The sequence below is a fragment of the Sphingopyxis sp. genome (assembly GCF_036675685.1).
GTDB lineage: Bacteria > Pseudomonadota > Alphaproteobacteria > Sphingomonadales > Sphingomonadaceae > Sphingopyxis.
Map to the genome: position 1 here is coordinate 1 of NZ_JAKFEM010000023.1, position 4785 is coordinate 4785.

3 protein-coding genes are annotated in these 4785 nt (G+C 65.3%); all 3 read right to left on the reverse strand.

Features of this window, described 5'->3' with window-relative positions:
- Positions 1-412: 412 nt before the first annotated feature.
- Positions 413-1282 (reverse strand): amidohydrolase family protein, encoded by an 870-nt coding sequence (locus V6M50_RS11265; RefSeq protein ID WP_332818661.1) that lies wholly within the window; start codon positions 1280-1282, stop codon positions 413-415.
- A gap of 51 nt (positions 1283-1333) precedes the next feature.
- On the reverse strand, positions 1334-4093 hold the full coding sequence (locus V6M50_RS11270) for a [protein-PII] uridylyltransferase (protein ID WP_332818662.1): 2760 nt from the start codon (positions 4091-4093) through the stop codon (positions 1334-1336).
- On the reverse strand, positions 4090-4785 hold a 696-nt coding region (locus tag V6M50_RS11275), incomplete at its 5' end, for a MutS-related protein (RefSeq protein ID WP_443030502.1). The genes V6M50_RS11270 and V6M50_RS11275, both read right to left, overlap by 4 nt.

A 4785-nucleotide genomic window follows, 5' to 3' on the forward strand; every position in this document is an offset into this window, starting at 1 on the left:
GCTTGCGGGAGGGGTCGGGGGTGGGCAGCGACGTGGCGACCATACCCACCCCGCTGCGGCTAGCCAGCAAGCTGGCAAGCCTCGCTGCCCCTCCCGCAAGCGGGAGGGGATCCTTTGTCCGCTTCCCACCCCAAAGCAGGCCTCGCCTTCAAATAAGCCTTTCCTACATTATCCGGCTATGCCAGCCTTCACCCGGCTCTTTCATTTGGTGGATAAAGGCGGTCGCTGCCTGGCTTGCCGGTGCGGCCACGACGCGGCGCGCCGGACGCGTCCAGCACGCCGCAAGGTCCCAATCGGGGCGCGCATAGGGCTGAACTTTACTGAACTTTGGAATATTACGCGGCCCTGGCGCCGACCGGATCCCGGATCCAACCCGGGATGACGAAAGAAGGCCATGGCGGTTCACCACCCCTTAGCGGTCGTTGCTGGCGGTCGTCCGATCATGTCCAAACAGCTTCCGCGCGTTTCCGAAGCGGATTTTGGCGCGCTCCTCTTCGGTCAAGTCGAGCTTTTCGAGCGCCGAAAGCATTTTCGGAAGCGAGATTTGGGGGAAGTCGGAACCCAGCAGGACATAATCGATCCCGACATTGCGGATCGTCCAGACATACTCCGCCTCGATCGGCGAGTCGGCGGCGAGGACCGCGCCCCCGCTGATGTCGAAATAGATGTTGTTCGCAAACAGATTCTCGGCGGTGCGCGCGAGCGCCAATATGTTCCAGAAGCGGAAGTTCAGCCCGCCCATATGCGCGAAGATGAATTTCGTCTTCGGTGCCTGCAGCGCAAGATTGAACAGTTTTTCGCTGTCGCCGGGAAGGATGTTGGCGTTGTCCATGACGACGATCAGGCCGACGTCGCCCGCGCGCTTGACCAGCGCGAGAACCCGCGGATCGGCGGCGTCGAACTTCTGGGTGTGCGGATGGATCTTCAACAGCTTCACACCGCGCGACGCGACCCGATCGACCTCGACAAGGGCGTTCTCGCCGTCATAGGGATGAACGGTCGCGATCGGGATCATGGTCGGGTGTTTGGCCGCAAGATCGATCAGCGCATCATTGCCCGCCCGTATCTTGTCGGGCGCACCCGCCAACGCCTGATTCGGACCGCCGAACCACATCGCGCCGAATCCCGAAACCGATCGGCCGGCCGCCTTGATCTGTGCTTCATATTCGCGGATCGACGCTTCGCCGTTCCAGAGATGGACGTGGGTGTCGATGACCTGGTCCTGGGCAAGCGCGGTCGCCGGCTGGGTCAGCAGCGCGATCGCAATCAACATGGTCCGCATGACAACTCCTATCCAATTTTCAAAGGAAATATCCGCCACCCGCGCGCAGGCCTATGCCGCCACGGCAACCTCGCCGACGCTCGTCGCGGCTTCGAGTAGCCTTTTCTCGAGCGATTTCACGCGCGCCGCGCTGTCGATCTTGTCGCCGATCAGATCGGTGACATAGAAGGTGTCGACCGCGCGCTCGCCATAGGTCGCGACATGCGCCGAATGCACCGTGACCTTCGACTGGAAGAGCGCATAGGCAAGCTGGTTGAGCAGCGCCGGGCGGTCCTGCGCATTGACCTCAATCACGGTGAAGCGGTTCGACGCCTTGTTGTCGACGAAGACGTTCGGCGCGATGCGGAACGCTTCGGCGCGCGTCCGCGGCAGCGCGCGCGCTTCGAGTTTCGGAAGCAATTTCTGTCGGTTGGCGAGCGCATCCTCGATCGCCCGCGTCAGCCGGCCGATCTGCCCCGCCTCGGCAAAGGGCCGGCCGAGCGGGTCCTGGACGAGGAAATTGTCGAGCGCGAGCCCGTCGCGCGTCGTGTGAATGCGCGCATCGATGATGTTGCCGCCGGCGAGATGGATGCCGCCGGCGATGCGATAGAAAAGCCCCGGATGGTCGGCGGCGAGCACCATCACCAAGGTCGCGCCGCGATCCTCGTCGGGGACCGCGGCGATATGCAGCGCGGTGTCGCCCGCCTGCTGCATATGCGTGAGGTTCGCCGCGATGACCTCGACCGGCTCGGCGATCCAATAGCTTTCGGGAAGGCGTTTCGTGAATTTGGCAAAGCTTTTCTCGTCGAGGCCGAGCGCCGCGACCACCGCCTCCTTCTTGCTCTCGATCCGTGCCTCGCGGCCGCGCTGCTTGTGGCCGAGGCGCAGCACTTCTTCGGCGGCATCGTAAAGTTCGGTGAGGAGCTGGCGTTTCCAGCTGTTCCAGACGCCCGGCCCGACCGCGCGGATGTCGACGACGGTGAGCACGAGCAGCAGGCGAAGGCGTTCGGGTGATTGCACGACCTGCGCGAAGTCGAGGATCGTCTTGAAATCGGCGAGATCGCGCTTGAACGCCGTCGCCGACATCAGCAGGTGATAGCGCACGAGCCAAGATACGGTCTCGGTCTCGGCCTCGCTCAACCCCAGCCGCGGGCATACCCGCAGCGCGAGTTCGGCGCCGAGCACGCTATGATCGCCGCCGCGCCCCTTGGCGATGTCGTGGAGCAGCACCGCGACGTAGACGACGCGCCGCGAATGGATCTGGTCCATGATCGTCGTCGACAGCGGATGATCGTCCTTCAGCCGGTTCTGTTCGATGTCCGCCAGCAGGCCGATCGCGCGGATCGTATGCTCATCGACCGTATAATGATGATACATGTCGAACTGCATCTGCGCGACGACGCGGCCGAAATCGGGAACGAAGCGCCCGAACACCCCCGCCTCGTTCATCCAGCGCAGCACTGTTTCGGGATCGCGCGGTGACGTCAGCACGTCGAGGAAGAGTTCATTCGCGCGCGCGATGCGGCGTACCCCGCGCGCATCGATCAGCTTCGCGTCGTGGCGCGCCTGGCGCATCGCCTGCGGATGGATTTCGAGGCCATGCTTGTCGGCGAGCGCGAAAATTTCGACGAGGCGGACGGGGTCTTGCTGGAAAAAATCGTCGCGCGGCAACGCAAGCCGGCCGCGATCGAGGACAAAGCCATTGAGCTTGCCCGGCCGCCGCCGGATCGTCGGCAGGAAGCGCCGCCCGCGCGCCGCGAGCTGGTCGTCGAGATGCGCGAGGAAGGTGCCGGTGACGTCGCCGACGCTTTTCGCATGAAGAAAATAGAGCTGCATGAAGCGCTCGACCGCGCTCTTGCCCGGGCGGTCGGCGAACTTCATGCGCGCCGCGATCTCGCGCTGGAAATCGAAGGTCAACCGGTCCTCGGCACGGCCCGCCAGGATATGGAGGTGACAGCGCACCGCGAGGAGGAAATTTTCGGCGCGCTCGAACTGGCGAAGTTCGCGTGCCGACAACAACCCCGCGTCGACCAGTTCGGGGACGGTGCGGACACGGTGGATGAACTTGCCGATCCAGAACAGCGTGTGGAGGTCGCGCAGCCCCCCCTTCCCTTCCTTCACATTGGGTTCGACGACGTAGCGCGAATCGCCCATGCGCTTGTGACGCTCGTCGCGCTCGGCGAGCTTTTCGGCGACAAAACTACGCGCGTTGCCCGCGACCACCTCGGCATCGAAGCGCGCGCCTGCCTGGTCGTACAGGTCGCGGTCGCCCCAGATGAAGCGCGCTTCCAATAACGCGGTGCGGATGGTGAGGTCGTCCTTGGCGGCGCGGATCATCTCGTCGAGCGAGCGCGAACTATGGCCGACCTTGAGCCCGAGGTCCCAGAGCGTGTAGAGCTGCGCCTCGATCACCTGCTCGGTCCAGCTCGTCTGCTTGAACGGGGTCAAAAAGCCGATGTCGATGTCGCTCTGCGGCGCCATTTCGCCGCGGCCATAGCCGCCGACCGCGATCAGCGTGATCCGTTCGCCCGCCGAGCGGTTGGCCGACGGATAAAGATGGCCGGTGGTGAAATCATGGCTCAGCCGGACGATCTGGTCGATCAGGAACGCCGTCGCGCTCGCCGCAAGCCGGCCTGACGAGGGACGGTCGAGCAACCGGCGTTCGATTTCGGCCCGTCCTTCGTCGAGCGCCCCTTTGAGCAGCGTCACCATCGCGCGGCGGCGCGCGCCCGAATCGCTGCTCTCGGCGGCGATCGTATCGAGCCGGTCGGCGAGTTCGCGCCGGTCGATGATCGCGCGGCGATCGGCGAGATTGTCGAACAGGTCGCTCATGCCTCGTCCGCCATCAGCCGCTTGAGCGCGTAAAGCGCCTCGAGTGCCTCGCGCGGCGCCAGCGCGTCGGGGTCGAGCTGGCCCAGCGCTTCGCGAAGCGCATCCTTCACCGCTGCGGGCGCCTCTGCCAAAGTGGCCGCAAACAGTGGCAGGTCATCGAGCCCCGCAGCGAGCCCACCGGTCGCCTCGCGCCCCGCCTCGAGCTTTGCGAGCACCGCCTCGGCGCGTTTCACCACCCCCGCGGGCACCCCCGCGAGCCGCGCGACCGCGAGGCCATAGCTGCGATCGGCGGGTCCTTCGGCGACCTCGTGAAGCAGCACCAGATCGCCCTGCCACTCGCGCGCGCGGACATGGTGGAGCGACAGCGCGTTCAGCGTCTCGGCGAGGCGCGTCAGCTCGTGGTAATGCGTTGCGAAGAGGCAGCGGCATTTGTTGACCTCATGCACCGCCTCGACCACCGACCAGGCGAGCGCGAGCCCGTCATAGGTCGAGGTGCCGCGCCCGACCTCGTCGAGGATGACGAAGCTTTGCGGGGTCGCCTGCGCGAGGATCGCCGCGGTTTCGACCATCTCGACCATGAAGGTCGAGCGCCCGCGCGCGAGATTGTCGCTCGCGCCGACGCGGCTGAACAGCCGGTCGACGAGCCCGAGCTTCGCCGATGCGGCGGGGACGAAGCCGCCCGCCTGCGCGAG

Excerpts from the sequence above, each read along its gene's own strand:
- V6M50_RS11265 (WP_332818661.1), bottom strand. The coding sequence starts at position 1,282 with ATGCGGACCATGTTGATTGCGATCGCGCTGCTGACCCAGCCGGCGACC.
- V6M50_RS11270 (WP_332818662.1), bottom strand. The coding sequence starts at position 4,093 with ATGAGCGACCTGTTCGACAATCTCGCCGATCGCCGCGCGATCATCGAC.